Source organism: Psychrobacter sp. Ps4 (genome assembly GCF_022129285.1).
Classification (GTDB): Bacteria; Pseudomonadota; Gammaproteobacteria; order Pseudomonadales; family Moraxellaceae; genus Psychrobacter; species Psychrobacter immobilis_A.
Genome location: NZ_JADQAK010000015.1, coordinates 60,220 through 85,363, shown reverse-complemented (window position 1 = coordinate 85,363; position 25,144 = coordinate 60,220). Strand labels below are relative to the sequence as shown.

The window sequence follows — 25,144 nt, the reverse complement described above, 5'->3', positions numbered from 1 at the left end:
AGCTTAAAACTCTGAGAATATGGTGTGATGTTTAATCCTTATCTACTACAGCCCCTTAAATAGAAATACATACTTAAAAACGATTATTAAAAATAATTGTGAAAAATCGTTACTCATAAGGAATAGAATATGCGCCGCGTTGTTATCACTGGAGCAGGGATCGTCTCTTGTATCGGACATGATTTAGCCACGGTTACTGCCGCTCTAAAGCAAGGGCAGTCTGGCATTACATTTAATGAGGCTTATGCTGAGCATGGGTTTAAATCACACGTTAGCGGCAGTATCGACCAGTCGACGCTTGATACTAGTGGTATCGATCGTAAGTTGAAGCGGTTTTTTAGTGATGCCAGTCTATACGCTTATGTCAGTGCTTTAAATGCCATTGAGCAGTCTGGTTTGTCGCTTGAAACCATCAATAATAATCCACGCGTGGGCGTGGTCGCAAGCTCTGGCGGCGCATCGACAGAGAATATTGTCAATGCCATAGATGCCATGCGGGATAAAGGTCTGCGCGGTGTCGGCGCGATGGCTGTGCCAAAAACGATGGGCAGCTCAGTATCAGCGGCACTGGCAACAGGTTTAAAAATCCAAGGCGTCTCCTACTCGCTCACCTCTGCTTGCGCCACCTCAACGCACTGTATCGGTCATGCGGCTGAACTTATTCAGTTAGGCAAAGCAGATGTGATACTCGCCGGCGGTAGCGAAGCGGAACATTGGACACAGTCTTGTATGTTTGATGCGATGGGTGCAGTCAGTACGCAGTATAATGAGACACCGCAGCGCGCCTCAAGAGCTTATGATAAAGATCGTGATGGCTTCGTGATTGCTGCTGGTGGTGCGATGGTCGTGGTTGAAAGTCTAGAACATGCACAAGCACGTGGTGCCAACATATTGGCTGAAATCGTCGGTTATGGTGCCAGCTCTGATGGTGCTGAAATGGTTGCGCCAAGTGGTGAAGGTGCCGTACGCTGTATGCAGCAAGCACTAGCCGAAGCTGGTTTGCAAACTGTCGACTATATCAATAGCCACGGTACCAGCACACCGTTAGGTGACATCACTGAGCTTAAAGCCATTGCTAAAGCATTTGGCGACGATATCAGTCAAGTACCTGCGATCAGCTCTACCAAATCTATGACAGGTCATAGCCTCGGTGCCGTTGGCGCGCAAGAGCTAATTTATTGCTTATTGATGTTACAAGAAGGCTTCATTGCGCCCAGTATCAATGTTGATAATTTAGACCCTGCGGCTGAAGGCTTTGATATTGTCACCGAAATGCGTGAAGCCAAGCTTGAGACGCTAATGAGCAACAGCTTTGGCTTTGGCGGTACTAATGCCACATTAATCATTAAAAAGTTTGACGCCTAACTATGCTCGTAGCACATCCTCTCAAAACTGAGCAAATGATGTCTGATCCATCGCCAGCTACTAAACCTAGCTGGCGTTTTGGTGACCTATCGTCTGCAGAACTTATGCCGCTGCTACAGCAGTATTTGATCGCACAAGATACTGAGGCAAACTGGCAATTGGTTTGGCTCAACAATGATGGTCAACCAGTGATTGGCTTATTGCCAAAAGTAAGCTGGTTTGTTTATGATTGTGCTGAAAAAACGTCAAACTCGAACGAACAAGCAGCCCTTTATCAAGTCACAAAAACCTGCCGTGACGCCGTTCACAATGATATCACTCATATGAGTTATAGCGACTGGCAAGATGAATTAATCAGTTATAGTCAAACTTATGATACTGATAATGAAAACCCAGAATCAGTAAGCGATTTAAATGAAAAACCAAGTTATCATCATGGTTTGATAGGTTTTATTGGTTATGATATTGCGGCTCATGAGCTAAGTCCGGCCGCCAAAATTGAGCGAGCAGCACAGCCTTGTGCCGTATTAGCACATTACGATATTTACCTAGCACCTGAGGAAAATCATGGCAACACAGGTTGGAAATTAACGATAAAGGCAACTGCTAACGACTCTGAAAACGACTCTGATAATCAGCAAAAAAATAAAATGATCACGGCACTTGTCTCTTATTTAGATATAGTAGATAAAAAGCTGACTGATGGCTGTCTCAATAAAACACAACTGACAGCATCACCACTGCCTGCTCCTTTAGTATTAAAATCAAGATGGCGCAAACAAGACTATCAACAAGCATTCAATCGAACCCAAAAATATCTACAGCAAGGCGACTGTTATCAAATCAACCTAACTCAAGAATGGCAAGGTTTTTTTGATCATAATCCTAGTGATAATGGCACTTTGCCGATGCTGATTGATTACTTACCTGCTTTACATCGTAATACCCAAGCACCTTTTGCCGGATACTTAGCGGTTAATCCCTTTAACCCTGAAATCAAAGATAATACGTCCCAGCATCCGTTTGAGTTATTGAGTTGCTCGCCTGAGTTGTTTTTTACATTTACCAAGGATATCGATACTGGCAAGCACCATATCATCACTAAGCCCATCAAAGGGACCATGCCGCGCAGCACCAATATTCAACAAGACCATGCTTATAAACAGCAACTGACTGATAGTGAAAAGGATCGCGCCGAAAATGTGATGATTGTCGATTTATTGCGTAATGACTTGGGTAAATATGCCAAGATTGGCAGCGTAAAAGTGCCGCAGTTATTCGCGATTGAGAGTTTTAGCAATGTGCACCATATGGTCAGCACCATTACCGCAGAATTACAGACGGACACTCACCCACTCGCCGTTTTGTTTGGTAGTTTGCCTGCTGGCTCAATTACTGGCACACCAAAAAAGCGAGCGGTTGAAATTATATCTGAACTAGAAACTGCGCCGCGCGGTGCTTATTGCGGCACATTGGGCTATATGAACTTTGATGGTAGTGGTCAATGGAATGTACTCATTCGTACGCTGCAAGCTAACACTTCATCACATGATAAGTTGGATAAAAAAAGACATCTCAGCTTATGGGCAGGCGGTGGTATCACTGTCGCCTCTGATTGCGATGCTGAATACCAAGAATGTTTGGATAAAGTCGGTAATCTATTAAGCGTTTTAACTCAAGAAAATATCCACAAATACCCTTAAGATTGTTCTAAAAACATGATCGGAGAAATCCATCAAAAAGCCTGCGCAACATGATGCTGGCAGGCTTTTTTATCAATACAAGCATCGTGATGCAATTATCAAGATTTAAATCGCGAACCAGATATTAATCAGCAATGATTTCAGCCTCTTTTTGCAACGTCTGTAAAGCATCTATCAAACGATTGTTTTGCTCTGCTGTACCGGTAGTGATACGCAAATACTCATTGATGCGTGGCTTGTCAAAATGACGGACGATGATACCTTGCTCACGTAACGCATTCGCTACCGTATTGGCATTACCGTCTTTAGGACGGGCAAAAACAAAGTTGGCATGCGATGGCAACACATCAAAACCTAACGCTGTCAGCTCTGCTGTCAGAGAGTGGCGTAAGTCGATGACTTGCTGACAGGTCTGGGTAAAATATTCGACATCCAATACACTGGCAGTCGCCCCTACTTGCGCCAGCTTATCCAGTGGATAGCTATTAAAGCTGTTTTTCATACGGGTTAAGGCTTCAATCAATGAGGCATTGCCAAAAGCCATACCAACACGTAATCCAGCGAGCGAACGTGACTTTGAAAAAGTTTGGGTCACAAGAATGTTGTCAAACTCATTGATTAAGCTCACTGCTGAAATTTCTTCATCTGAGCTACCGTCAACTACCCGTGCAAAATCAATATAAGCCTCATCAATCACAATCACTGAGTTTGAGTGCTCACTAGCCAGCTTGCGAATATCGGCAAGTGATAATAGCAGTCCAGTTGGGGCATTTGGATTGGCAATGATGATGCCGCTACAAGGCTGGCGATAAGCATCAGGATCAATACTAAAATCTTCTTCCAAGGCGATTTGTACCAGCTCGATACCAAAGGTCTGCGCATAGACTGGATAGAAACTATAGCTGATATCGGGTGCTAAAACAGGTCGCTCTTTTAGGAAAAAGCTGGCAAATACTAGCGCCAATACTTCATCAGAGCCATTGCCAACAAACACTTGGTTGATATCAATATCATAAAGTTGTGCCAATGCGGCACGCAAATCATCAGACTCAGGCGCTGGATATAAACGCAGATCATCCGCTTGCTGCTCTAGAACCTTTGCGATTGCCTCGCCTACTTTTGGTGACGGCGGGAATGGGTTTTCATTGGTATTTAATTTGCATAAATTTTCATGCTGAGGCTGCTCACCAGGAACGTAAGGTGACAAATTACGCGCTTTAGATGACCAAAGTCTGGTGTCTATCTTTAACTCACTCATAAGTTATCCTACTATTAGCCACATAAATTATTAAATATAAATCTCAAAAGTACAATTCAAAAGTAATCATTAAGCCACGTTACTGATAACGATAACGGGCTGAGCGCGCATGGGCTTCTAAGTCCTCACGTTGCGCTAAAATATCTGCGGTCTCAGCCAATGGCTTACTACCGGATTCAGTACAATAAATAATAGAGGATTTCTTTTGGAAATCATAAACACCAAGCGGTGAAGAGAAACGCGCGGTGCCAGATGTTGGCAACACGTGATTGGGTCCTGCACAGTAGTCACCAATCGCCTCAGGCGTGTGACGTCCCATGAAAATAGCACCTGCATGACGAATATCGTTGAGTAGCGCATCAGGATGATCAACTGACAACTCTAAATGTTCAGGGGCAACCCGATTAATCACCGCCATGCCTTCAACGCGGTCTTTGACTAAAATAAGTGCGCCACGATTTTTTAGCGAATCGCGGGCGATATCGGCTTTTGGCAACTCTGCCAGCGCTTTTTCAATTTCAGCCGCGACGTCTGCAAGCTGCTGTTCACTGGTCGTGACAAAGATAGCTTGAGCGATACGGTCATGTTCAGCTTGTGACAATAAATCCATCGCCAACCAATCGGCGCGATCTTGCGCCTCGCCTTCTGCATAGACCAATACTTCAGAGGGACCAGCGATCATATCAATCCCAACTTGACCAAATACCGCGCGCTTTGCCGCTGCAACATATTTATTACCAGGGCCAGTGATTTTATCCACCGCTGGAATCGTTTCGGTACCATACGCCAAGGCAGCAACCGCTTGCGCACCGCCGATAGTAAAGACACGGTCGACTTGTGCCAAATGCGCAGCTGCCAATACCAATGGATTAAGCACGCCTTTTGGCGCTGGCACCACCATGATGACCTCTTTAACACCCGCCACTTTGGCAGGAATGGCATTCATCAATACCGAAGACGGATAAGAGGCCAAACCACCAGGGACATAGATGCCTACTCGATCAAGTGCAGTGACTTTTTGACCCAAGCGATTACCAAGCTCATCTTCATACTGCCAAGTCTCTTGTACTTGGCGTTCATGAAAGGTCTGCACACGCGTTGCTGCAGTGGTCAATGCCAATTTTACTGTATCATCAAGATTCGCAAACGCTTCAGCAAGCGCCTCTTTAGACAGCTCTAGCTCTTGCATCGTCGTCGCTGGATGCTGATCGAATTGCTGGGTTAACGCCAGTACGACGCGATCACCATCATGCCGAACTTGCGCGATGATATCATCAACGGTCTTAAGTAAATCGGCATCATTGACGGTTTCAAAGGCAAGTAACTCTGTCAACTGACTGTCAAAATCGACATCTTGGGTACTTAGTTGGCGCATGACATAATCCTATATCTGAGCATAAAAGACTGCTGAAAATTAGCGACGTAAAAATGAGGGGTATTGAGTATTAATAATAATTGTGATGGCTGATATACCAGTTTTTATATATTTAGTTTGTTCAGATTATACTAACCTCATACTTTCTGGCAAGCAAATATAACAAAACCAGTTTAGCACGCTATATCTATCTTATAGCGCTAAACTGGTTTAAAAATTTGTATGACAATGCTTGAGATTACCAATGATTAGTATCATTTGATAAGACATTGATTCATTAGGAATTAATTTATGAAGCGCTGGCAATGCTATTTTTGAAGCTATCTAAAATCGGCTCAAGTAACGCAAATTTACGCTTGTAGCTCACTTGATTGACGATAAGGCGTGAGGACACATCGCAAATATGGTCGCGTGCTTCAAGACCGTTGGCGCGCAACGTATTACCTGTATCAACCACATCGACGATCAAATCACCCAACCCGACCAACGGCGCAAGCTCCATAGAGCCATACAGTTTAATCACATCTACTTGCTGACCTTGGCTGGCAAAGTAAGCGCGGGCAACATTGACGTATTTGGTCGCAATACGTAGGCGACGATTGGGTAGCGGCGCATCTTTTACGCCAGCTGTCATCAACTTACACTGAGCAATTTGCAAATCAAGCAATTCATAGACATGGTTGGCACCATGTTCAAGCAACACATCTTTACCCGCCACCCCAAAGTCAGCCGCACCATGCTCAACGTAGGTTGGCACATCACTGGCACGCAAAATCAATACACGCACATTGGGGTTTGAGGTTGGAAAAATAAGTTTGCGTGAGGCTTCAGGATCTTCTAATAACTCAACACCAGCTGCGCGTAGCAATGGCATGGTCTCTTCTAGAATACGACCTTTTGATAAGGCCAGTGTTAAGCCTGAAAACTCATCATTTACTTCATTTAATAAACCATCATTTGGTAGGCTATTGCTTGCTTCAGTCATAATGACATCGTGTCCATGTGCAGTTAACACCCCCGCTGAAGGGGGCTTTTAGTGGTAGGTTACTAATAGTGCTAGCTTACTAAGCTATTCATATCAATGCCAATCGTGTCAATCATTGAGGTCATGGATTTGATAAGAGAATCGATATTAGTCATTAGTATTGATACGTTCGATATTGACCCCAAGCGCACGCAGCTTTTCTTCGACATGCTCATAGCCACGATCAATATGATAAATGCGGTCGATTAAACTTTCACCTTCAGCAGTTGCCGCTGCCATTACCAATGACATAGACGCACGTAAATCAGTCGCCATCACAGGGGCCGCGGTGAAGTTTTCAACGCCTTTTACTACGGCCGTATGACCATCTACTTGGATAGAGGCGCCTAGACGATTAAGCTCAGGGACATGCATGTAGCGGTTTTCAAAAATGTTTTCGATAAAGGTACTCGTACCATCCGCTAGACACGCAATAGCCATGACCTGCGCTTGCATATCGGTTGGGAAACCTGGATGCGGCTGAGTACGGATATCAACCGCTTTAGGGCGACCTTTCATCTGCGCACGAATCCAACCATCACCAGTGGTAATAATGGCACCCATGTCTTCGAATTTTTCTAACACAGGTGTTAGTAATAGCGCAGAGGTGTTTTTAGTCAACACATCGCCACGCGTCATGAGTGCGCCAGCAAGGTAGGAGCCTGTTTCGATACGATCCGGTACCACCGAATACTCACAACCGTGTAAGCGCTCAACGCCTTCGATGGTCATGATCGACGTGCCAATACCACTTATTTTAGCGCCCATCGCGACCAACATATTGGCCAAATCAACGACTTCTGGCTCAAGGGCACAATTACCTAAGACGGTCGTACCTTTAGCAAGTGCGGCTGCCATAATAACGTTTTCAGTACCGCCCACGGTAATCATATCAAAAGAGTAGTTACAACCAATCAGCTTACCGCCTTTTGGCGCTTGTGCTTTTACGTAACCATTTTCGACACTAATTTCAGCACCCATCGCCTCAAAGGCTTTTAGGTGTTGGTCAACAGGACGTGAACCAATGGCACAGCCACCGGGCAATGACACTTCTGCCTCACCAAAACGTGCCAGCAATGGTCCAAGCACTAAAATCGAGGCGCGCATGGTCTTTACTAAATCATACGGTGCATAGAAATTATCGATATTTTTGGTATCGCAGGTGACAGTATCGTCCTGCTTTTGGATTTTGATACCCATGCCACCGATCAATTCAATCAACGTCCGCACATCTTGTAACGATGGCACATTGTGCAATGTCGTTGGCGTCTCGGCCAATATCATAGCGGCAAGTAACGGCAAAGCAGCATTTTTGGCGCCTGAGATAGTAACTTCCCCTGCGATACGACTACTACCAGTGATTAAAAATTGATCCATAGAAGTGACAACCTAACGATGAGTATTAAAATAGTAAAAATCAGACCAATCACACCCAGCCAATATAATAGCCAGTCTAATAAGCCCAATCATATGTATAACGGTCTAGCCTTTGGATTGAACGTCCCATTCAGCAGGCGTCAGCGCTTGAATATTGAGCGCATGAATATCGCCACTGGCGATCTTTTCATTGACTAATGCATAAATCGCCTGCTGACGTTGCACGGCACGCTTACCTTCAAAACTGGCATCAACCACGCGTACATCAAACTTATTACCTTGATTGGCAGCTTGAATAAAAGCGTCTGGGAAGTGAGTCTGTAAAAATGCAATCAAATCGTCAGCGTTCATGCTCATAAAATATTCTGCCTTAAAGTGTCAGATAGGGTATAGATTTAAAGTGACGACATTATAACAAGAGTTTAAGCATCTTACAGTACTGTCTTACGCAACTGCACCTAACTTTAATTGCCATCCATTATTTGAGCATTTTATCCAAGTACGTCAGTACTTGCGCGCGTACATCATTGACCCAACGTAGCGGCGGTGCCATCGCACCAATACTGGTCGCATGACTGGCACCTTTTATTTCACCGTTTTCTACGGTGACGCCCGCCTCTTGCAATGCTTTGGTCATTTTAATCGTATTGGTCGCGTACACTACTTTGTCTTTTTCGGCAGTCAACAATAAATACGGGGGCTGCTCACCTTTGATTTGACGGTCTGGCATAACGTCGTCTGGCGTAGCATCAGCAGCAAAGGCGGTGGCGCTATCAAATTTACGGAAGTCGTAACTATAAGGACCCGCAATACCCACGACCGCGGTAATATCCTTTGGCTTAATACCATAAGGCGCTAAAAAATCTTCATTGGCGACCGCTGCAACCGCATTAAACGCACCAGCAGAATGTCCAATGACCGCCAAGCGTTTAGGATCAGCATGTAAGCTCGGAGCATTATTGATACTCCAAGCAATCGCTTGCGCCGTATCTTTGACATAATCAGGGTACACATGCTCAGGCGCTTTACGATAATTAATTACGGCGGTGACATAACCTGCTTGCGCCAAACTCTGACCGACAAAGGCATACTGTTCTTTATTACCACTCTCCCATGAGCCACCGTGGACAAACACCACCATCGGATAGCTATCATTAATCGCACCATCGTTGATGGCGCTTTGGGCTTTCATCGCTTGTGCTAATGGCTTGGGATAATAAATATCCAAATCTTGATCGGGCTCATCACCATAGAGAATGTTTTTGCTGACGCCAACGCCGCCACTAGCAGTAATGCCATTGACGATAGCCAGTGGCGATAAGGCTTGCGCATTCTGGGTGGCTAGGGCAACGCTACCCAGTGCTAAGGCGGCGACGCCTGTGAATTTTAGAATGCCTACTTTGCTAGCAGTATTATTAATCATGCTTTCATTATTTATTTTTTGACGACTTTTATTATATTCTAAGCGCTTATTTGCATCCTTCATTGCCAGTATCCCTATTATATTTATACATGGATCAAAATTAACAGCACTGCGACAGTCCTTTTATTAAATAAGCACTAATACTGTCTTGTCTATTCTTCTCTTTTTATATCTTACTGGCTGGCTCAGACGTTCTCGTGTTTTTCCTGTTAACAGTGTTTAGGTTTCTTGTCATTAAACACGGTTTAAACTGACGGGGCAAATAGCTTACCCTACAAGCTATTTAGCCACTGTTTTTTTTGTTTCATTGATAAATAACAGCTGTATTTTAGAACACTTTTTACGGATCTTGATACAGGTCTATATAGGGGCTTGATGACGGTTGCTCAACGGTTGTGCCATCTTCGGTCACGACGATAGGAGTCGATGTAGCAACGGACGCTGGCGCTTCAGAATTATTAACGCTAGCAGCAGCTACCCCGTCCACAACGACTGGTACTGAAGCAGGATTTACCAAGTTATTTTCAGACATAATGTCGTCTTTACTTATCTTTACGCCCCTGTCATCAACGACGGTCGTCAGCAGCACCAGCTCAGTCACACCAACGGTGCTATTGGCGATATCGATTAGGTGACTCTGCTGAGTCGGTGTCATACGTCCCATGATATAAACCACACCATCATTAGTCACTGCTTTGATCTGTGAGGCTTTGACGCCATCACTCGCGGCTACTTTTGCCAGCAGCTTTGAGGTGATATAGCCATCATGAACCGTCGAGCTATAGCCTTTAGACGCGCTGACGTTTAGCTCATTATAGACATGGCGCACATCTGGCATAGAGCTGACGACTTTTTCGACTTCCACTTTGATGGCCTCAGTGGGTACTTCGCCTGTCAATAACACTTCACTATTAAAGCTATCAATACCCATACGACTGGTTTGCTGCAGGTCTTCTTTTAACCCATAAACATTGATTTTGACGGTATGTTCGATACTGCGATCCAGTAATCGCTGCGGAATGGTACGCTCTGTCATCGGCACACCATACGTACCTTCTGTACTGTTGGTCAAATAATTGGTGGTACAGCCCGTAATGACGATGCTGGTCATTAGCATAACGCCTATCGCGGTGCGGCGTGATGAGCCAAAAATAGCAGTGCGCAAATGCATCCGTGTCATGATTTACCTCTTAGAACATGAGTGTGACGATCGTATAAAGTCAATTGATCGAGCCAGTTTTAATCTAGTAACGTTTGTTTTGACAACTGTTAATTCAGTTAATAACAACTTAGCTACTTTACTTAATTTTTACTATCAGCGGTTAGGTTTTTGGTAACGCTCACTCGATGATAAGTACTTACTACCTTCTAGTTGGATTGCTTTTGCATCCTAATATCACGTATCTGCTATAAAAGCACCTTTGAGCCATTGTGGTTGATTTTCTATGTTTTGACCACTGGTCTTAATATGATTACCTACCGTATCATAAGCGATGACATCAAACCGGCAGTCATAATCCTCATACTCAGGATGCTGTTGCAAAAAATATTGCGCCGTTTTAATCACTTTACGTTGTTTGCTTGCCGTCACGCTCAGTGCAGCACCACCAAAACCTGAACGCTGCCGTTGACGCACTTCAATGAATACCAGTGTCGACCATGCTGAACCTGTCTCCAGCATAATCAAATCCAGCTCACCCACTTTGGGCTGCTGCCAATTTTGGGCAATCAAAATCAATCCTTGCGATTGTAAAAACTCACACGCCTGCTGCTCGAACAGACTGCCTTGGCGCTGCCTTGGTGAAGTGAGGTTCAAAGGTTTATGACTGCACATAAGGTCGATGGGTCTGGTTAACATTTCAGAATTATCATAGCACATCATGCTAAACTAGCCACTTTCGCGTGCAGATGCTGGTATGGTGTTTTATGCTTTGCTTAAGTTCTATTTTTGACCAGTTTTGTCAGTCAGCGCGCCACATTATATTTTAATTCCCGCTTTTAATACTCCGAGGTTTTCATGTCTAGCCCTACCGCGATGCCAGCTTGTCTATATATCGTTGCCACGCCAATTGGCAATATGAGCGATATGACGCCGCATGCCATTGATGTTTTGAAGCAAGTCGCCATCATTGCCTGTGAAGACACCCGTACCTCAGGTAAGCTATTGTCGCATTTTGGCATTGATACCAAAGGCAGTAAAGCCGACGACGAAAAAGAGTCAGAAGCTCCCAACACTAAAAATAATACCGATAATAACGTGACAGACGCTGATATCGCGACCAAGCAAAAAGGTCATAACAAGCTTTGGGCATACCATGAGCACAATAGTGCCATTCAAACACCCAAAATTATCGAGATGATCGAGCAAGGTCATTCGGTTGCTTTGATTAGTGATGCTGGTACGCCACTCATCAGTGATCCAGGTTATCAACTGGTACAGGCCGCTCATGTCGCTGGCGTTAGAGTCTCTCCTATCATTGGTGCCTCTGCTGCCATTGCCGCACTGTCAGTCGCAGGATTGCCCTCAGACCGCTTTAGCTTTATCGGGTTTTTACCCGCCAAAACCCACGGTCGCCAAAAGCAATTAGCAGCATTAAACTCACGTACTGAAACGTTGATATTTTATGAAGCGCCGCATCGTATTATCGCCAGTTTAGAAGACATGGCGACTATATTTGGCGCAGATCGTGAAGTCACTTTTTGCCGTGAATTGACCAAAACTTTTGAGACTGTCCATAAAAGCATTCTTGGGGATTTGGTGGAATTTGTCAAAGCTGATGACAATCAACAGCGCGGTGAGATAGTCGTGGTCGTCGCAGGCGTGAATGTGGCGCAGGATGCGGATGACATCAGTATTCATGATAAATTATTGCAGCGCTTGCTTGAGGACTTATCGGTTAAAAAAGCCGCTGCATTGGGCGCTGACATTACTGGCGTAAAAAAGAATGCGCTATATCAGCGCTTACTTGAGCTACAAGCTGAATAATTTTTGGATATTAATATTAAAGACAGTTATAAAACCATTGAGGAGAAGTGAGCAATGTACAATGTAATGGCGATAGGCAACGCATTGGTTGACCATGAATATGTATTGTCAGATGCGGCGCTAGAAGAGACTGATTTGACCAAAGGCAATATGACGCTGGCAGGTATCGACGAGCAACAGCAATTATTGGCGTATTTTAAGCTGGCAGAAATTGCACCATCAAAGCAGGCTGGTGGTGGCTCAGCGGCCAATACGATGTATACCTTTGCCAGTTTAGGCGGCAAGCCATTTTATGCCTGCCGCGTCGGTGACGATCAACAAGGCGAGTTTTATCTCAAAGACTTACATGAAGCAGGTGTTGCAACTTCAGAGAAATCTATCCATGCAGGCGGAGTAACGGGTTCATGTGTGGTCGCAGTGACCGAAGATGGCGAGCGTACCATGCAAACTTATCTTGGTACCTCAAGCGAAATCACCGCAGAAAATGTCGATTTTGATGCGCTGACACAAGCTGACTGGCTATATATAGAAGGCTACTTGGCCATGACTGAGAGTATTCAGCCTGCCATGACTCAGTTGCGTCAACAAGCAGGGATTCATTCTGCAAAAATTGCCGTAAGTTTTGCTGATCCTGCCGTGGTGAAGTTTGCCAAAGACGGTTTACTCAATATGCTGGGCAATAAAGTGGCAGTGATATTCTGTAATAGTGAGGAAGCCAAACTCTTTACGGACAAAAAACAAGTCAAGGCAGCCGCACGCGCACTGCTTGAGTATTGCCAGACGGCAGTGGTTACTGATGGTGCCAATGGCGCAACGATCGCCCATAAAGCTGATGACACATCAGAGATTGAGATTTATGAAGTTGCTACACCAGTTGTTACTAATGTCATTGATACCAACGGTGCCGGTGATAATTACGCAGGAGCATTTTTATACGCGTTGTCGCAGCACTATAGCTTGCCTGAATGTGGTCGTCTTGCCAGCGAAGTGGCGGCGCAGGTGATTCAACAGTTTGGACCACGGTTAGCCTCACAAGATTATAGAGATATTGCAAAGCGTGTACTATCTGCTTAGCTTATAAAAATCTGTCATTGCCGATAATAAAAAAAGCCCATATCGATTGATATGGGCTTTTTTATTATTAATTATGAGACAAATTATTCAGTTCACATTGCTCAGCTCACATTGCTCAGTTCAATAAAAAGCGTTTAATACTAAGCCGAGGCTAATGCTTGCGCAAGATCCGCTTTGATATCTTCGATGTGCTCGATACCAATGGATAGACGTACCATATCAGTGCTTACACCTGCATTTTCGAGCTCTTGCTCATTAAGCTGGCGATGGGTGGTCGTCGCTGGATGACAGGCTAGTGATTTGGCATCACCGATATTGACCAAACGAGTAATCAGCTGCAGCGCATCGATAAAGCGCGCACCTGCTTCCAAGCCACCTTTTACCCCAAAGGTCAAAATAGCAGATGGCGTGCCTTTCATATACTTCTTAGCAAGCTCATGCTCAGGATGATCCGGTAAACCCGCATACTTTACCCAAGCAACCTTGTCATGGTCACGCAGATATTCCGCAACGGCTTGCGCGTTCTGTACATGGCGCTCCATACGTAGACTCAATGTCTCCATACCCTGCAAAATACCAAAAGCATTGAGCGGGCTAAGTGCCGCGCCAGTATTACGCAGCGGTGCCACACGAGCACGAGCGATAAAGGCTGCTGCACCGACATCTTTGACAAAGTTCACACCGTGATAACTATGATCTGGCGTGTTCAATAAGGGAAAACGCTCAGGATAGTCGCCCCATGCGAATTTACCACTATCGACAATCGCCCCACCAATCGACGTACCCGTACCACTCATATATTTGGTCAATGAATGAATCACGATATCCGCACCAAACTCAAACGGACGACATAACGCCGGCGTGGCAACCGTACTATCAATCACCACTGGCACACCATATTCATGTGCGATATCACTCAGCGCTTGAATATCAACGATGTTACCCAACGGATTACCGATACTTTCGGCAAAGACCATCTTAGTCTTATCATCAATCAAATCACGAATCGCCTCAGGGTTTTTGTGGTCAAAGAAGCGGACTTCGATACCTTGACGCGGCAATGCATGGGCAAACAAATTATAAGTACCGCCGTACAAGGTCGACACAGCAACGATATTATCGCCCGCTTCACAGATGGTTTGGATCGCATAAGTGATGGCTGCCATGCCAGATGCTACTGCAAGGGCACCGATACCGCCTTCGAGCGCCGCGACGCGTTCCTCCAACACGGCATTGGTCGGGTTCATAATACGGGTATAGATATTGCCTGTAACTTTTAGATCAAACAAATCAGCACCATGCTGAGTGTTATCAAAAGCATACGAGCTGGTGTGATAAATAGGCACTGCGACCGCTTTAGTCGTTGGCTCAACGCTATAACCAGCGTGAATCGCCAAGGTCTCAAGACGTTGAGGAGTCGCTGATTTTTGGGCTGCTTGCTGGTCTGCTTGTCCATCACTCATCATATATTCCTTTATTTCGATAAAAGTTATTAATCAATAAATGACTAATCAACAATATGTCACTGAAAATTCAGCTAAAAAACAATCTACCAAATCATAGCAATAAAAAAAGCCAAGTTCATCAAAACTTGGCTTTTTAATTAAAATAACTCTTCAGACATTACTTAACGCTTTGGCTTTTACTGAGATTTCTATTTATAGTAAGCGTTTTCGGTACGGGTATGATCGGTTTCATCAATGACTTGGGTCAGCTCTGGAATTTGTTGTTTCAGCTGCACTTCAACACCTTGACGTAAGGTCATGTCAACGGCTGAACAGCCTTGGCAACCACCACCAAACTTCAATACCGCAGTCAGACCAACGCCTTCTTCATCAATCAGCTCAAGCAACTGTACGTCGCCACCATGCGCCGCTAAGCCGGGATTAATCTCTGACTGCAATACGTAGTTGATGCGCTCTTCGACACTGGCATCCGCACCCACTTTAGGCACTTTAGAATTTGGCGCACGGAAGGTCAGCTGACCACCAAAACGGTCTTTATTATAATCAATCACCGCATCCTCTAAATAAGGAACGGACGCCGCTTCGATAAAGGCAGAAAAACTGTCATACGTAAAACGCAGATCAGCGCTATCCTCTTCGCCCGGTTGGTTATAAGCCATACAGCACTCTGCACGCGGCGTACCTGGATGCTCAACGAAAATACGCACGCCGATACCATCGGTATCCTGCTTGGATAACAAATCTGCTAAGTAGCTTTGGGCTGACTCAGTAATAGTAATATTGCTTTTTGCTACAGTTTGCTCAGTATCTAGCGCTGATTCATAGTCTGCTGACTGATCAAGTTGGCTCTCAGCTTGGTTGTGCTCACTCATAATATGTCCTATGCGTTATGACACAAACGCTATATCTGTCATGGCTACTGTGTCGTGAATTTAAAATTAGGTAGCGGGTATAAGTTATGCGGGTTATCAATCATTACGGTCTGTTGTCTTAAAATGTTGACTGCCGTTGTTATAACATTTTGCTAAATTTATAGCAGCTATTATAACGTACTCAGACGACAATTCCGACTGCGCTACTGTGAATTAAACCAAAATGCTCACAAATGACTGCTATCGGTTTTATCAATGCTTTATTAACAATGACGAAATAGACACGACAAATAGCGCTTATCTAATGATTGATATATCCCCTATTATATAAAGACAGCTACCGTGATTATCAAGCTATTTAAATACCTAACCAAGATAGCACCTTGATTTAATATTCAATTTTATATACTATAATTAAACATAATAATTTTTAACACTTCAGAAATGAATATTCCTTTTTATAATTGTTGTCTCTTTATCTTGCCTTATTAGGAGCATTCCATGAGTAAATCCTTTAATGACATCACGAAACACGTCTCTAGCAACATGGTTAAATTACACAAAATTATTCCTGAAACATCTAAGGCATTTTCTCAACTGAGTGCCGCAGCAACGACTGATGGTGTGTTGGACAAAAAAACCAAAGAGTTGATTGCCTTGGCATTGGCGGTGGGTGCGCGTTGTGATGCTTGTATCGGATTTCATACCAAAGCACTCGTACGACTTGGGGCAACTGAGCAAGAAGTGGCTGAAACGCTTGGGGTATGTGTGGCAATGGGTGGTGGTCCGTCGATGATGTATGCCGCTGAAGCAATCGCCTCCTTTAACGAGTTTAGTAAAGAAAGTTAGACTCTAATGTTGATTGGCTTTATCGTAAATAGAGCTACCAGTGATTGAATACATTGCTGGTAGCTTTTTTGTGTTGCTAATAAAGTTCATATCAGAGCCAAATAAGTTGTGGTATAACTGAGCCATCGCTTCATTGATATTTTGCTTAGAATATCCTCAGCTTAAGAGAATGCTTGTATGATGACACAAACACTGAATCTAGTAACGACCAAAGACGACGAACAAGTAGCCGTTTGGAAGATTGTGGATAATACAAAAGACGAAACAAAGAGCGATACCTCTACCACCAATACCTTTGCCATAAAAGCGCAAAACATATTTTTGACGCACGGCACGTTTTCGGACAAACAAACCTGTTTGAAAATCGCTGAGTATCTAGCCCACCTCGGTCATCATTGCTACATCATGGAATGGCGCGGTCATGGCGCAAGCTCAATACCCAAAGAAAAATTCAATTTCGAAACGGTTGCAACCTATGACTATGAAGCGACTTTTCGCTATCTTTTTGAGGAATTAAAACTCGATAATCTACATTGCGTCACCCACAGCGGCGGCGGGGTTGGCTTAACGATGTTTTTGATCCAGCATCCCTGCTATATCGATAAGATTAATAGCGCCAGCATGTTTGCCTGCCAAGCTTATGGCGCTGCAATAAATCCGATAAATCATACTAAAATTCTTGTAGCAAAATTATTCACGCGGCTGGTTGGCTACATCCCTGCTAAAAAAATCAAGCTAGGGCCTTTTAATGAAAGCTATCATATGATGAACCAGTGGTACGACTGGAATCTACAAAAAAACTTTAACAGCAGTTTTCTTAAGCAACGTACATTTAATACAGCCAGCATGGATACAAGCGCCGCTGATGATGCACCTTTAGACTACCGGCAACAGATGCCAAAAATCACGATACCCATCTATGCTATCAGCGCAAAAGGCGACAATTTCATCTCCCCTACTCGTGGTTGTCAGCTATTTTTTGAACCCTTTAAAAACCCTGCCAATATTTTTCGAGAATACTCGCTCAGCCATGGGGATTTGGACGATTATACGCACAGCCGCATTATGATCAGTCGTAACGCCGCTCACGAAATTTGGCCAACAGTTACCGCGTGGATTGAGCAGCATGCCCGTTAAAATAGCGGTGCGGTTGTAGCCTAACTACAGCATGGTACGAACTATAATCAGAAACCGCACACCTCTAAACATCTTTATACTTGTCAGCGAGTGATAGGCTGTGTCAGTATTGGCGTCATTACTTTTTACTCAATAAATTTTAACCAATGGAATATCCGTAGTAGGAAAGTGGCGTATATGAGCGAATCATCAGAGCAAAGTTCAGCTAAAGACAATAAACACTATCGTTATTTGGTTTTTATCGGGCGTTTCCAGCCCTTCCATCGTGGACATAAGGCGGTCATCGACGAAGCATTGAAGCGTGCTGATAATGTCATTATGTTGATCGGCTCTGCTAACTTACCGCGTAGTTTACGCAATCCCTTTAGTGTCGCTGAGCGTGCTGCCATGATTAAAGGCGCGTATTCAGCAGCAGCAGCGGCACGCATTTACTGCGTTGCTCTAGATGATGCACTCTACAACGACACGCGCTGGCTACAGTACGTGCAAGCAGGCGTGAAGTCTGTCACTGGTGATTTGCAAACTGATATCGGCTTGATTGGTCATTCCAAAGACAGCTCCTCATATTATTTATCGCTATTCCCCAACTGGGCGTCCGTCTCTGTACCGAGCTATCACAATCTATCCGCCACCCCAATTCGTGATAGCTATCTAATGGGCGCGACCCCGACTCCTGAACGCACGCCTGAGTCGACGCGCAAGGTTTTGAATGACTTCAAAAAGACAGACGAATATCAAAATCTGCACGAAGAAGCGGACTTTATTGATAAATATAAAAGACAGTGGGAATCAGCGCCTTATCCACCAACCTTTATGACAGCAGATGCCCTGATTGTCCAGTCAGGACATATTCTATTGGTTGAGCGCCGCAGCATGCCAGGGCGCGGACTTTGGGCTTTACCAGGCGGATTTTTAAATCCAAAAGAGACCTTATTCGATGCCTGTATCCGTGAGCTACGTGAGGAGACTCGCCTAAAAGTCCCTGAACCAGTATTGCGCGGCTCTTGTCATAGTCAGCATACCTTTGACGATCCCTATCGTTCAGCACGTGGTCGTACAATTACTCAAGCCTTTTATTTTCAACTTAAAAATGACCCAAAAGGCTTACCAAAAGTCAAAGGCGGCGACGATGCAGCCACGGCTTTTTGGCTACCACTCGCTGAGCTTGACGCCACCATGATGTTTGAAGACCATTATGCAATTATTACTAAAATGGTTGGTTTATAGAATTTTATCAGACGATTATCCGATTTTTCATTAACAATTTTCCACGCCCAAGCTGATAGACAGCAAGGGCTAACCGCCGTAACTGTTCTTTCATTAACGCAGCTACGGCATCTCAAAGCAGAGGAGTTCTGTGATGTATACCAGCAATTTAAACAATTTAATTCTAAATAGCGACAGCTACAAAACCTCACATTGGGTGCAATACCCAAAAGGTAGTGAGTATCTGTCCAGCTATATTGAGGCGCGTAAAGGCGACTACGATGTGGTGTTCTTTGGCTTGCAAGCCTTTATTAAAGAATATCTAAGCACGCCAATCACTCATCAAGACATTGATGAAGCCGAAATGGTCATTCAAGCACATGGTTTGACCTTTAACCGTGCTGGCTGGGAGCGTTTGGTTGATAAACATGGCGGTTATTTACCACTACGTATCGAAGCCATCCCTGAAGGTAGCATCGTGCCTGTATCCAATGTGGTCTGCCAAGTTATCAACACTGATCCTGAGTTTTATTGGCTACCAAGCTATATCGAGACTGCTTTGCTTCGTGCCATCTGGTATCCATCAACCGTCGCTAGTGTCTCGCATTATTGCAAAGGCATCATTCGCCAAGCGTTAGAAAAATCAGCAGACAATACCGAATCGCTCACTTTTCGTTTGCACGATTTCGGCTCGCGCGGGGCATCTAGTCAAGAGTCTGTCGCGCTCGGCAGCTTAGCGCATTTAGTGAACTTTGCTGGAACCGATTCGATGACAGCGTTGGTGGCTGCCAGCCGCTGGTACCACATGGATAAAGACATGCCCGCGTTTTCTATTCCTGCCGCTGAGCATAGCACCATGACCGCGTGGGGTCGTGATGGCGAAACCGCTGCTTTTGCCAATATGATTGAGCAGTTTGGCGGCGTAGGTAAAAGCTTCTCAGTGGTCTCTGACAGCTACGACTTATGGAACGCCATCGATAATATCTGGGGCGGCAGCTTAAAAGATGATGTGAAAAATATGGGCGGGACTTTGGTTATCCGACCCGATAGTGGTGAGCCTGCCAAAGTGGTTCGCGAAGCCTTAGAGCGCTTGGCAGTAAAATTTGGAACAATGATTAATAGTAAAGGCTATAAAGTGCTGCCTGATTATGTACGTGTCATCCAAGGGGATGGCATCAGCCCACAAAGCTTAACTAAGATCATTGATGTGGTCATGAAAGCAGGGTTTAGCGCAGAGAATGTAACCTTTGGTATGGGCGGTGGTCTATTACAGCAAGTCAACCGCGACACCATGAGCTGGGCGATGAAAGCCAGCGCTATCTCTATCGATGGCACATGGACAGACATCTATAAAGACCCGATTACCAGCCGCTCTAAACGCTCAAAGAAGGGACGTTTGGCGCTGGTCAAAAACAGCAATGGACAGCTAAAAACCATCAAGGCTGAAGACCTATCTGCAGACGCAGACAACCTACTGCGTGATATTTATGTCGATGGTAAATTATTAATTGAAGACAATCTCACCACTATTCGGGAGCGTGCAGGATGGTAGCAATATGATAAATAGCAATAAAATCGCCTCGGTGGCAAGAGATGTACTGCTTGCTCCTATTTATTTTTATCAAGGGCGCAAAATTAAGCGTGATACGGTACGTCTACCTGAGCCAAATGGTGAAAGGCACGGGCAAGTTCAATTAAATGACGCGATTGAATCGCTAAAGGAAGCGCACAAGCGGACATTAAACCTAATGGTCGTTGGCGATTCGGCGGCGGCTGGCGTCGGTAGTGAGACGCAGCAAGAAGCGCTTGTCGGTAACTTAATTCCTGTTTTGACGCAGCAGTCTGCTATCCAAAATCAGTTTGATATACTGAACTGGTCATTGCAAGCGACGACGGGGCATACCAGCTTTGATATCTTGCGTAGGCTTTATGTTCTACCCGCGCCTAGCCAGCCTGTTGATGTGATGGTGCTGAGTGTCGGCGTTAACGACACCACATCTAAAGTCTCTGTGGATAAATGGCAACAGCAAATTGAAAGTATTATCGCTATCGCTCAGCGTAAATTTGGCGTGCGAGAGTTGATTTTTTTAAGCCTGCCGCCGATGGCACAAATGCCTGCGATACCTGCCCCGCTAAGTAACTTTGTGGGTGCTAAAGCCTCTATCCTTGATAAGACATTGCAGCAAGTTTGCGCCGCTCATGATAGTGTCACCTACATGGCCACTGACTTTCCACGAATGATAGCAGAGTATTCGAACGGTACTCCAATCGATATCAAAGTGATGTTTGCCAGTGACGGTTTTCATCCTAGCAGCCTCATGTATGGCTATTGGGCGCAGCAATTGTCAGAGTTGATTATACAGTTACTGAACCCTTCCCTTTCCGATGCTGAGTTGACTGATTAAAAACCATTGAGGCGTTACTTCTAAAAATTTAAATAAAAAAAACCGCTGAATAGTCAGCGGTTTTTTATGTTCTTAATACTATAGCTGTGCATGTTTGAGAAAACACATGCTCAAAATAATATCACGCAATACGTGTGAATTATTCTGCAGCGTCAGTATCAGCAGCTTTCTTACGGCCACCAAATGCACCAAAGCGTTTGTTGAAGCTAGCAACACGACCTTCAGTAGAAGTTTTGCGTTGTTCGCCAGTATAGAATGGATGCGACGCACTTGAGATATCAAGTGGGTAGTATGGATATTCTGACCCTTCGTATTCACGAGTGGTTTTGGTTTTAACGGTTGAACGAGTTAAGAAAAACACGTCAGCGTTAGTGTCATGGAACAAAACTTCTTGGTAATTAGGATGGATATCTTTACGCATAATAAACTCTCTATGTCCGATGTATGTATAGCACTCTTGAACACCATCTTAGACGATGTGTCAAACAAGTCATGACATACGTAACTGAGGCACTAAGGGACATTGATAAGTATGGCAGCTGCGTCACTGGCTTATTCCAGCACCCAACACCATTCCTCTGCTCACTTAGCCTTTCCCCAGCGGGAAAATCAAACCGCGATTTTAACGGTTTTTATCGCTAGACGCAAGCAGCAGTTGTGAGTGATATATGTGATAAGTTGTCACCAAAATCTCTATTTTGTTGAGAGGTATACGGTATGCAAGTATAATATTAAATTAGTTTAAATAATCAATAAATAATTTAAGTTTAGATTTATTTAATAATTTATTTTTGATATTAATCATTTGTCAATGATGATGATGATGGATACCGTCTGATGTCGCCTCATTAATCAAGCACCCACTATTTATAAACACTCACTAAGGACAATATAATGATAAATACTGTTATGAAGAATAGCGCAAAAGCCCTGATTATCAGTTCAGCACTGGCACTCACCACTGTTGCAAGTGCTGCATTACCTAGTCAATGGCAATTAGACGACTCGCATACCCGTGTGGGATTTTCTGTCAATCACTTAGGATTTTCGACCACCATGGGTCATTTTAACGACGTCAAAGGGGTCGTAAATTACGATGTTAAAGCACCCAGTAAAACCAATATGAGCTTCACCATTGCAACCGATAGCATTGACACCAATTGGGATGCACGTGATGAGCATTTAAAAAAGGCTGAATTTTTTAACGTCGCCAAATATCCAACCATGACCTTTAAATCAACCAGCGTAAAATTTATAAATCCGCAACAAGCCAAGGTCACAGGTGACTTTACTATGTTAGGTCATACCAAACCATTAACTTTGGATGTGACTTTGAATAAAATCGCCAACAGCCCTCTTACCAAAGAGCCAGTTATTGGCTTCCGTGCAACGGGTAATATTGATCGCGCAGCCTATGGTATGACAGCTTTCGCAGATGGCATTACCACCAATGTCCCGATCCAAATCGATGGTGAGTTGATAGAGAAAAAAGCGCAAACCAACAAAAAATCTAAATAAGTCTAATTTTTAGCCAAGCACAAATCGCTACCTCCTCTACATACTCTAAAAAAAGCAGCCATCATAATGGCTGCTTTTTTGACAATAATGAATCAACCCAATCGACATTTATATATATTCAATAAATCGTATAAATACTTTCCATTTGCTTGTTAACCTCAATTTTTATTGTTATATTCATATATACGGATTTACGAATATAAAACATAACGCTGAGGGAGCAGAAAGATGGATACAGTACAGGTAGACTTTACCGAGATAAATAAAGACTGGGATAAAAACATCGCTGATTATCACTTTGATATTTATCACTTATCTGGTTGGATTGCTGCGTCAGCTATTGTCGATAAAGGCACTCCTCAAGGAGTGATTGCCACTTATAACAATAAAAAAATCTTTTTACCTCTCATTATAAGAGAAATCGACTCAGAGCATTGGGATGCCACCTCTACTTATGGTTACGGCGGTCCTGTCATGGATAAGTCTCTCACTGATGCCGAATTAGACATAATATTGATAGAAGTAAGGGGCTTTCTCTTAGCAAGAGGCTGTGTGTCTTTATTCATGCGACTGCATCCAATCATCAATAAAGAATGGCTACCAACGGTCGGCAAAGCACTCACTCATGGATTGACATTGATGTCTGACTTGAGCAAATCCGAAGAAGAACACTGGAGCGAGACTCAAAATCGTCATCGTAGAGGCATTAAAAAAGCCTTAAAAATGGATGTCGTGACAAAAATTGAGCGTTTAACCAGAGAGAATGCAGTGATGTTTTCCAATATTTACAAAGAAACGATGGCGCAGGTGAAGGCAGATCAGTACTACTTCTTTGATGATGATTACTTTTTTAATTTGCTCGAAAATCTGCAAGACAGAATACTACTGATAACTGCCTATCAGGATAATAAAGCGATTGGTTCTTCTATCTACACAATCTGTAAAGAATCGGGCATTATGCAATTTCATCTCGGAGGCACGCTCAACGCCTATACTCATCTACAACCTTCCAAACTCATTACCCATGTGGCTCGTGATTGGGGCCGAACCAATCATTATAAATTACTGCATCTTGGCGGCGGCGTAGGCTCTAATCTAGATTCTTTGTATGAGTATAAAAAAGGGTTCAGCTCACAAGAGTTATTATTCAAAACTTATAGACTCGTCGTTAATCCAGCAAAATACGCAGCATTAGTCGCTGATAGCTGGTTCACCGAAAATGATTTACGCTCCGACTTTTTCCCTTTATATAGAAAAGAGCCTACTAAAGAAACTATCTTGGAGACTGAACAAGCTGAAGCTTTGGCAGATATTTGATCGCGTTATTTTACGATTCTAATCATTCAAGCCAATAAAAAAGCAGCCATTACGATGGCTGCTTTTTTGATGCTAATTGTCTTTCATTTCGGTAGACAATGGGCTTACTTTACTTGGTTTTGACAATATGCCAAACGCCCAGTTTATTGTCGCCATCTTTATCGCCCACCTTTGTATCATTGGCGTAGAAATATAACGGCTTACCATTTACCGCCCATTGATACTTGCCATCTTCGCGTTGAAATGCTGCAAACTGCCCTGACGCTTTGGCATTACTCGGTGCCATAAATGCTGGCCAAGCAATTAGACAGGCACTACCACACTCTGATTTGTTCATCCCATCTTTGTCAAAGGTATATAAGGTCATGTGATTGCTTGCATCGACTAACATGCCGTTTTTACTCGCGACTGGCGCGGTATTTTTATTGGTGGCTTGTACATCATGCATGCCAGAATCATCATTGCCGAATACATTGTTTAACGTAGTACAACCAGTAAGCGTTAAAACACCGGTGAGAGCCGATAATATAAGCATACGTTTCATAATAACTTCCTTGTCATTTTGATTGTGATTATGATTGTCATCATAAACTTCTATTTGGGTTTTTCTCATCGTCAGACGATTTAAACGGCAAAAAAACCTATCGCTGACTTCAAGCAGTTTTAATATAGCATATGCAACCGCGCAGTCGTTTCTATCCATATATAAATTTACAAAAGCTTATGTATTTGCAAATTGGGTAAACTGGCATAGCCATTGCTATCAAGCGCCATAGCCATTCATTGACA

Annotated in this window: 23 protein-coding genes; 11 read left to right on the top strand and 12 right to left on the bottom strand. The window is 43.9% G+C overall.

What is annotated here, in order from left to right:
* Positions 1-129 precede the first annotated feature (129 nt).
* Complete coding sequence (locus I3252_RS09940; protein ID WP_201540647.1) at positions 130-1,365, top strand: beta-ketoacyl-ACP synthase II; 1,236 nt, start codon at positions 130-132, stop codon at positions 1,363-1,365.
* A gap of 2 nt (positions 1,366-1,367) precedes the next feature.
* Entirely contained in the window at positions 1,368-3,068 is a 1,701-nt protein-coding gene (locus I3252_RS09935) for an anthranilate synthase component I family protein (protein WP_238035071.1), read from the top strand.
* 124 nt (positions 3,069-3,192) lie between these two features.
* On the opposite strand, the gene hisC is transcribed toward I3252_RS09935, so the two are convergent.
* The 8 genes from hisC to I3252_RS09895 form a co-directional block, all read right to left on the bottom strand.
* Positions 3,193-4,326, bottom strand: a complete 1,134-nt coding sequence (hisC, locus tag I3252_RS09930; protein ID WP_238035070.1) for a histidinol-phosphate transaminase — start codon at positions 4,324-4,326, stop codon at positions 3,193-3,195.
* 79 nt (positions 4,327-4,405) lie between these two features.
* The gene (gene hisD / locus I3252_RS09925; protein ID WP_238035069.1) at positions 4,406-5,701 is read right to left on the bottom strand and encodes a histidinol dehydrogenase; all 1,296 of its coding nucleotides are present in this window, start codon (positions 5,699-5,701) and stop codon (positions 4,406-4,408) included.
* Between the two features lie 289 nt (positions 5,702-5,990).
* Positions 5,991-6,686 (bottom strand): ATP phosphoribosyltransferase, encoded by a 696-nt coding sequence (gene hisG / locus I3252_RS09920; protein WP_045447985.1) that lies wholly within the window; start codon positions 6,684-6,686, stop codon positions 5,991-5,993.
* A 147-nt stretch (positions 6,687-6,833) separates the two neighbouring features.
* On the bottom strand, positions 6,834-8,102 hold the full coding sequence (murA, locus tag I3252_RS09915; RefSeq protein ID WP_201540651.1) for a UDP-N-acetylglucosamine 1-carboxyvinyltransferase: 1,269 nt from the start codon (positions 8,100-8,102) through the stop codon (positions 6,834-6,836).
* Positions 8,103-8,207: 105 nt separating this feature from the next.
* A complete protein-coding gene (locus I3252_RS09910; protein ID WP_275949301.1) occupies positions 8,208-8,459 on the bottom strand; it encodes a BolA/IbaG family iron-sulfur metabolism protein in 252 nt (83 codons plus the stop codon).
* A 121-nt stretch (positions 8,460-8,580) separates the two neighbouring features.
* Positions 8,581-9,588, bottom strand: coding sequence for an alpha/beta hydrolase (locus I3252_RS09905; RefSeq protein WP_227678157.1), 1,008 nt, complete (start codon positions 9,586-9,588; stop codon positions 8,581-8,583).
* 277 nt (positions 9,589-9,865) lie between these two features.
* Positions 9,866-10,705: a BON domain-containing protein gene (locus I3252_RS09900; protein ID WP_238035068.1), complete on the bottom strand. Its 840-nt coding sequence runs from the start codon at positions 10,703-10,705 to the stop codon at positions 9,866-9,868.
* A gap of 216 nt (positions 10,706-10,921) precedes the next feature.
* Positions 10,922-11,407 (bottom strand): YraN family protein, encoded by a 486-nt coding sequence (locus I3252_RS09895; protein ID WP_238035067.1) that lies wholly within the window; start codon positions 11,405-11,407, stop codon positions 10,922-10,924.
* Between the two features lie 135 nt (positions 11,408-11,542).
* Here I3252_RS09895 and rsmI point away from each other — a divergent pair, with 135 nt between their 5' ends.
* Both rsmI and I3252_RS09885 read left to right on the top strand, forming a co-directional pair.
* Positions 11,543-12,511 carry a 16S rRNA (cytidine(1402)-2'-O)-methyltransferase gene (gene rsmI, locus I3252_RS09890; RefSeq protein WP_201582089.1) on the top strand — a complete coding sequence of 323 codons (969 nt, stop codon included), beginning with the start codon at positions 11,543-11,545 and terminating at the stop codon, positions 12,509-12,511.
* Positions 12,512-12,565: 54 nt separating this feature from the next.
* Positions 12,566-13,585: an adenosine kinase gene (locus I3252_RS09885; protein ID WP_238035066.1), complete on the top strand. Its 1,020-nt coding sequence runs from the start codon at positions 12,566-12,568 to the stop codon at positions 13,583-13,585.
* A 140-nt stretch (positions 13,586-13,725) separates the two neighbouring features.
* Here I3252_RS09885 and I3252_RS09880 read toward each other — a convergent pair whose 3' ends face one another.
* Together I3252_RS09880 and nfuA are read right to left on the bottom strand one after the other, a co-directional pair.
* A complete protein-coding gene (locus tag I3252_RS09880; RefSeq protein ID WP_238035065.1) occupies positions 13,726-15,048 on the bottom strand; it encodes an aminotransferase class I/II-fold pyridoxal phosphate-dependent enzyme in 1,323 nt (440 codons plus the stop codon).
* 191 nt (positions 15,049-15,239) lie between these two features.
* Positions 15,240-15,923, bottom strand: coding sequence for a Fe-S biogenesis protein NfuA (gene nfuA, locus I3252_RS09875; RefSeq protein ID WP_045455268.1), 684 nt, complete (start codon positions 15,921-15,923; stop codon positions 15,240-15,242).
* Between the two features lie 501 nt (positions 15,924-16,424).
* Between nfuA and I3252_RS09870 the strand changes: the two genes are divergently transcribed.
* From I3252_RS09870 to I3252_RS09850, 5 genes are all read left to right on the top strand, one after another.
* Positions 16,425-16,772 (top strand): carboxymuconolactone decarboxylase family protein, encoded by a 348-nt coding sequence (locus tag I3252_RS09870; RefSeq protein ID WP_060491887.1) that lies wholly within the window; start codon positions 16,425-16,427, stop codon positions 16,770-16,772.
* Positions 16,773-16,949: 177 nt separating this feature from the next.
* Entirely contained in the window at positions 16,950-17,909 is a 960-nt protein-coding gene (locus I3252_RS09865) for an alpha/beta fold hydrolase (RefSeq protein ID WP_238035064.1), read from the top strand.
* 177 nt (positions 17,910-18,086) lie between these two features.
* Positions 18,087-19,136, top strand: coding sequence for a bifunctional nicotinamide-nucleotide adenylyltransferase/Nudix hydroxylase (locus tag I3252_RS09860; protein ID WP_238035063.1), 1,050 nt, complete (start codon positions 18,087-18,089; stop codon positions 19,134-19,136).
* 133 nt (positions 19,137-19,269) lie between these two features.
* On the top strand, positions 19,270-20,667 hold the full coding sequence (locus tag I3252_RS09855; protein WP_238035062.1) for a nicotinate phosphoribosyltransferase: 1,398 nt from the start codon (positions 19,270-19,272) through the stop codon (positions 20,665-20,667).
* Positions 20,668-20,671: 4 nt separating this feature from the next.
* Positions 20,672-21,520 (top strand): SGNH/GDSL hydrolase family protein, encoded by an 849-nt coding sequence (locus I3252_RS09850; protein WP_238035061.1) that lies wholly within the window; start codon positions 20,672-20,674, stop codon positions 21,518-21,520.
* A gap of 139 nt (positions 21,521-21,659) precedes the next feature.
* Here the strand turns inward: I3252_RS09850 and I3252_RS09845 are convergent, their stop codons facing one another.
* Positions 21,660-21,941 (bottom strand): type B 50S ribosomal protein L31, encoded by a 282-nt coding sequence (locus I3252_RS09845; RefSeq protein WP_011281173.1) that lies wholly within the window; start codon positions 21,939-21,941, stop codon positions 21,660-21,662.
* A 473-nt stretch (positions 21,942-22,414) separates the two neighbouring features.
* Between I3252_RS09845 and I3252_RS09840 the strand changes: the two genes are divergently transcribed.
* The gene (locus tag I3252_RS09840; protein ID WP_238035060.1) at positions 22,415-23,038 is read left to right on the top strand and encodes a YceI family protein; all 624 of its coding nucleotides are present in this window, start codon (positions 22,415-22,417) and stop codon (positions 23,036-23,038) included.
* A gap of 228 nt (positions 23,039-23,266) precedes the next feature.
* A complete protein-coding gene (locus tag I3252_RS09835) occupies positions 23,267-24,355 on the top strand; it encodes a peptidoglycan bridge formation glycyltransferase FemA/FemB family protein (protein WP_238035059.1) in 1,089 nt (362 codons plus the stop codon).
* Between the two features lie 109 nt (positions 24,356-24,464).
* On the opposite strand, the gene I3252_RS09830 is transcribed toward I3252_RS09835, so the two are convergent.
* Positions 24,465-24,899 carry a hypothetical protein gene (locus I3252_RS09830; protein WP_045447953.1) on the bottom strand — a complete coding sequence of 145 codons (435 nt, stop codon included), beginning with the start codon at positions 24,897-24,899 and terminating at the stop codon, positions 24,465-24,467.
* Positions 24,900-25,144 lie beyond the last annotated feature (245 nt).